Genomic DNA, 4,987 nt, shown 5'->3' with positions numbered 1-4,987 from the left:
ACCCCATGAGCGCAGTTGCAGAGAACCTCCAGAGCCTTGATTCCAGCGAGCCGCCGGTGCCGCTGGTGTTCACCGACAGCGCCGCGAGCAAGGTCAAGGAGCTGGTCGACGAAGAGGGCAATCCCGAGCTGAAGCTGCGCGTCTTCGTGCAGGGCGGCGGTTGCTCCGGCTTCCAGTACGGCTTCACGTTCGACGAGATCGTCAACGACGACGACACGCAGATGAGCAAGAACGGCGTCACGCTGCTGATCGACGCGATGAGCCTGCAGTACCTGGCCGGTGCCGAGATCGACTACAAGGACGACCTCGAAGGCGCGCAGTTCGTGATCAAGAACCCGAACGCGACGACGACCTGCGGTTGCGGGTCCAGCTTCTCGGTCTGAGCCCTGCGGCTCCCGCGACAGGCCGCTTTCGAGCGGCCTTCGTCATTTCAGGCAGGGTAGAGCGCACCCAGCACCCGTGGGCCCCGCGCGCCGGTGACCGACACCAGGTTGCCGGGTTCGCGTCGGACAAGTGCCCGCGCCAGCCACGCGAAGGCAGCTGCCTCGACCTCGCTGGCCGGCAGGCCGCGCTCATCGCTGCGGGCCACCTTGCGACGCGGCAGCAGGGCGGCCAGCCGCCCCATCAGCTGATCGTTGAAGGCGCCACCACCGCACACCAGCACCTCCTGAGCGTCGCCGGCATGGCGATCGACCGAATCGGCGCAGGCCATGGCCGTCAGCTCGCACAGCGTGGCCTGCACATCCTCCGGCCGCAACGCATGGCCAGCGCGTGACAGTTGCTCGTCGAGCCATTCGGGATTGAACAGGTCGCGGCCGGTGCTCTTCGGTGGCGTCAGCGCGAAATACGGATCGGCATGCATCTGCGCCAGCAGGCTGGCCTCGACCCGCCCCGAGGCCGCCCAGGCGCCTCCGGCGTCGAAGGGCCGGTGGCAATGGCGCTGGCACCAGTGGTCCATCAAGGCGTTGCCGGGCCCGCAATCGAAGCCGGTCGTCGACTCGCCATGCCTGGGCCAGGCCGTCAGGTTGCTGATGCCGCCGATGTTGAGCACGGCGCCGGCGCGGTCGGCCTGGCCGAACACCGCGCGATGGAAGGCCGGCACCAGCGGGGCCCCCTGGCCGCCCGCGGCGATGTCGCGGCTGCGGAAGTCGGCGACCACGTCGATGCCGGTCAGCTCGGCCAGCACGGCCGGTGCGTTCACCTGCACGGTGTAGGCGACCTCGTCGCCCGGGCGGTGCCGGACCGTCTGGCCGTGCGCACCGATGGCCCGGATGTCTTTCGCCGCGAGTCCGGATTGCGCGAGCAGCAGGCTCACGACGCCGCCATAGACCTGCACCAGCGCATGGCCCGCGTGGGCCGCGCGGTTCAGCTCGTCGTCACCGGCGCGCTGCAGCGCCATGAACGCTTCGCGCAGATGGGCGGCGAACGGCAGGTGGGCATGCGCCAGCACCGCCAKGCGCGGCCCGCTGAAGTCGACGACCACACCGTCCACGCCGTCCAGCGAGGTGCCGGACATCAGGCCGATGTAGCGTTCCGTGGTGGGATGTGCGGTCATCGCGCGATGGTAGCCGCGCGGCGCGATCGGCGGGCCGTGCTCGGTGTGCGTTACTCGGTGTGCGTTACTCGGCGTCGCCGGTGTAGCTCGCGAGCGATTCCGCACCCTTGAGCTGCTCGCGCCAGGTGCCGGTGACCTTCGCCAGCTCCTGCTGCGCCGAGGCGGTCAGCACGATCGCTTCCGAGGTCTTGGCCACCACCAGCGGATCCTGCTGCTGGCCGCGCAGCTTGAACTCGAAGTGCAGGTGCGGCCCGGTCGCCCAGCCGGTCATGCCGACGTTGGCGATGTGCGTGCCCTGTTCGACCCGCTGGCCGCGCTTCACGTCGATGCGGCTCAGGTGGGCGTACACCGTCTCGCGGTCGTTGCTGTGGCGGATCTTCACGACATTGCCGTAGCCGTTCTGCCAGCCGGCGAAGTCGACCACGCCGTCGCCGACGCTGCGCACCGAGGTGCCGGTCGGTGCGCCGTAATCCACGCCCAGGTGGGCGCGCCAGCTCTGCAGGATCGGGTGGAAGCGCATCGAGAAGCCGGACGTCACGCGCGAGAACTCCAGCGGGCTCGCGAGGAACGCGCGGCGCTTGCTCTGGCCGTCGAAGCCGAAGTAGCCGCCCTTGCCGGACGGGTCCTTGAACCACACGGCCGAGTAGCTGCGGCCGTTGCTGACGAACTCGGCGGCCAGCACGCGGCCGGCGGCCTGGTTCCAGGTGATCACCTCGCCGTCGGCGGTCAGTGCCTCGTAGACGACGCTGAAGCTGTCGTTCTTGCGCAGCTCGCGGTGGAAATCGATGTCGGTCGAGAAGATCTCGGCCATCTGCACGGCCACCGGGTCGGGGATGCGCGACTCGTCGGTGGCAGCGAACAGCGAGCTGCGGATCGTGCCGCTGCCCAGCCGCACCTGCGCCGCGAGCGCTGCCTGCTCCACCCGGGCCTCGAAGCGGCCGTCGACGCGCTTCACGCTGAGCCGCGAGAAATGGGTCGCCCATTGCGCCGGATCGGCGGCCGGGAAGCGGGCCACCAGTTCCTCGAGCTGGCCCGAGGCGTCGCTGCGCACCTGCACCATCTTGCCGGCGCGCCCTTCGAGCAGCAGGCGGGCCGTCTTGTCGCTGCGCAGGAACGCGGCGGCTGCGACATCGGTCACGTTGACGCGGCGCAACAGGCTGTCGGCGGTGTCGGCGTTGCGGGTCAGGTCGCTGCGGTAGAGCGACAAGTCGTGGCTGGCCAGCGCCTCCAGCTGCGATCCGACATCCTCGGGGGTGACGCTTTCCGTCACCACGCGGCGCGGCAGGTCGGATGCATCGGGGGCCATCGGCGCGATGGCGAAGGCGGTGACGCCCGCGCCCATCAACAGCGCGACCACAGTGCCGGCGAGCGTGCGCGGGTGGCGGTGGACGAAGCGCTGGGTGGAGGTGCCGGCCGAGGCCAGCGCGTGATCGAGAGAATCCAACGAGTTCACTGCTGTGAAGGGCGGTGAAGCCCTGTCTGCAAGCACACCGCCATCGGACGCCGCGCTCTGGGTCTGTCTTGCTGCCTGCAGGCGTCCACTAGAATCGCGGTCGCTTGCGGGCCCCTGTCTTCGATGGGGCCGGCACCCGGAAGCGGCGCAGTATAGCCACCGACTTCCGCGCCATTGTTTCCGGCACTATTCCCGGAATACCCCCACAAGTTCGTTCTGCAACCGGCCCCGAAAACCATGTCCGCCCAGCCGCCTTTTCCGATCACCGACCGCACGCGCGAGGCGCTGGCGGTGTCATTGAGGGGCTGTGACGAGCTGTTACCCGAGGGCGAGTGGCTGAACAAGCTTGCACGCTCTGAAGCAACCGGCGTGCCACTGCGCATCAAGCTCGGGCTGGATCCGACCGCGCCCGACATCCACATCGGCCACACCGTGGTGCTGAACAAGATGCGCCAGCTGCAGGACCTGGGGCACACGGTGATCTTCCTGATCGGCGACTTCACGTCGATGATCGGCGACCCGTCCGGGCGCAACAACACCCGCCCGCCGCTCACCCGCGAGCAGATCGAGGCCAACGCGCAGACCTACTACCGCCAGGCCGCGCTGGTGCTGGACGAGAGCCGCACCGAGATCCGCTACAACTCCGAGTGGAGCGATCCGCTGGGCGCGCGCGGCATGATCCAGCTGGCATCGCGCTACACGGTGGCCCGCATGATGGAGCGCGACGATTTCACGAAGCGCTTCAAGGCCGGCACGCCGATCAGCGTGCACGAGTTCCTGTACCCGCTGATGCAGGGCTACGACTCGGTCGCGCTGAAGAGCGACCTCGAGCTCGGCGGCACCGACCAGAAGTTCAACCTGCTGGTGGGCCGCGCGCTGCAGAGCGAGTACGGCCAGGAGCCGCAGTGCATCCTGACGATGCCGCTGCTCGAAGGGCTGGACGGCGTCGACAAGATGTCGAAGAGCAAGAACAACTACATCGGCATCACCGATGCGCCGAACGACATGTTCGCGAAGATCCTGTCGATCAGCGACACGATGATGTGGAAGTACTTCACGCTGCTGAGCTTCCGCCCGGAGGCCGAGGTCGCGGCGCTGAAGGCCGAGGTCGACGGCGGGCGCAACCCGAAGGATGCGAAGGTGCTGCTCGCGAAGGAGATCACCACCCGCTTCCACAGCGCGGCGGCGGCCGACGCGGCCGAGGCCGACTTCAACAACCGCGCGAAGGGCGGCATCCCCGACGTGATCGACGAGATCGCGCTGTCGGGCGCGCCGCTGGGCATCACCGCGCTGCTGAAGCAGGCGGGGCTCGCGCCGTCCACCAGCGAGGCCGGCCGGCTGATCGAAGGCTCCGGCGTGCGCGTCGACGGCGACGTCATCAGCGACAAGGGCCTGAAGCTGAACGCCGGCACCTACGTCGTGCAGGTCGGCAAGCGCAAGTTCGCGCGCGTCACGCTGGGCTGATCGCGATGCGGCGGCGCAGCGTTCTCGTGAGCCTGGCGGCAGGCGTGTTCCTGGCGGGTGCGCAGGCCGCGCCGTCCGAGGCCGAGCGCGCGCGCATCGAGCGCCTGATCGCCTGGGTCGGTGCCCAGAAGGACCTGAAGTTCGTCCGCAACGGCAGCGCCTATTCGCCGGCCGATGCGGCGAAGTTCCTGCGCGGCAAGTTCGACAAGATGGGCGAGCACGTCACGACCGCGCGGCAGTTCATCGACGAGATCGCGAGCCGCTCCAGCACCAGCGGCCAGCCCTACCTGATCCGTTTCGCCGACGGCCGCAGCATCCCTGCGGCGCAGTTCCTCGGCGACGAACTCCAGCGCATGGACCGCTGATGGGTGTCGAGGCACTGCTGCGCCTGTCGGTGGTCGCGGCGCTCGCCACCATCGCGCTGAAGACGGGGGCCTGGTGGGTCACCGGCTCGGTCGGCCTGCTGTCGGACGCGATGGAGTCGCTGGTCAACCTGGTCTCGGCGCTGTTCGCGC

At 69.0% G+C, this 4,987-nt stretch carries 6 protein-coding genes; 4 read left to right on the top strand and 2 right to left on the bottom strand.

Translation table 11 applies throughout. The features are described 5' to 3' along the window. The first annotated feature begins 5 nt into the window (after window positions 1–5). Entirely contained in the window at window positions 6–383 is a 378-nt protein-coding gene (gene erpA / locus AC1D12_RS24505; RefSeq protein ID WP_047506389.1) for an iron-sulfur cluster insertion protein ErpA, read from the top strand. Between the two features lie 47 nt (window positions 384–430). Here erpA and AC1D12_RS24500 read toward each other — a convergent pair whose 3' ends face one another. Together AC1D12_RS24500 and AC1D12_RS24495 are read right to left on the bottom strand one after the other, a co-directional pair. Continuing rightward, window positions 431–1,555, bottom strand: coding sequence for an anhydro-N-acetylmuramic acid kinase (locus AC1D12_RS24500; protein WP_477843426.1), 1,125 nt, complete (start codon window positions 1,553–1,555; stop codon window positions 431–433). Between the two features lie 64 nt (window positions 1,556–1,619). Continuing rightward, on the bottom strand, window positions 1,620–2,999 hold the full coding sequence (locus AC1D12_RS24495; RefSeq protein WP_477825176.1) for a M23 family metallopeptidase: 1,380 nt from the start codon (window positions 2,997–2,999) through the stop codon (window positions 1,620–1,622). A 246-nt stretch (window positions 3,000–3,245) separates the two neighbouring features. Between AC1D12_RS24495 and tyrS the strand changes: the two genes are divergently transcribed. The 3 genes from tyrS to AC1D12_RS24480 all read left to right on the top strand — a co-directional run. Then, window positions 3,246–4,472, top strand: coding sequence for a tyrosine--tRNA ligase (tyrS, locus tag AC1D12_RS24490; RefSeq protein WP_047506393.1), 1,227 nt, complete (start codon window positions 3,246–3,248; stop codon window positions 4,470–4,472). Between the two features lie 26 nt (window positions 4,473–4,498). Then, on the top strand, window positions 4,499–4,837 hold the full coding sequence (locus AC1D12_RS24485) for a DUF5329 family protein (protein WP_477825175.1): 339 nt from the start codon (window positions 4,499–4,501) through the stop codon (window positions 4,835–4,837). Then, a partial coding sequence (locus AC1D12_RS24480; RefSeq protein WP_477843428.1) for a cation efflux transmembrane domain-containing protein occupies window positions 4,837–4,987 on the top strand: 151 nt, incomplete at its 3' end. The genes AC1D12_RS24485 and AC1D12_RS24480, both read left to right, overlap by 1 nt.

This window comes from Rhizobacter sp. P1_G5, from assembly GCF_056405435.1.
Note: the sequence above shows the minus strand (reverse complement) of the source record. Positions and strands in the feature narration are given on the sequence as shown.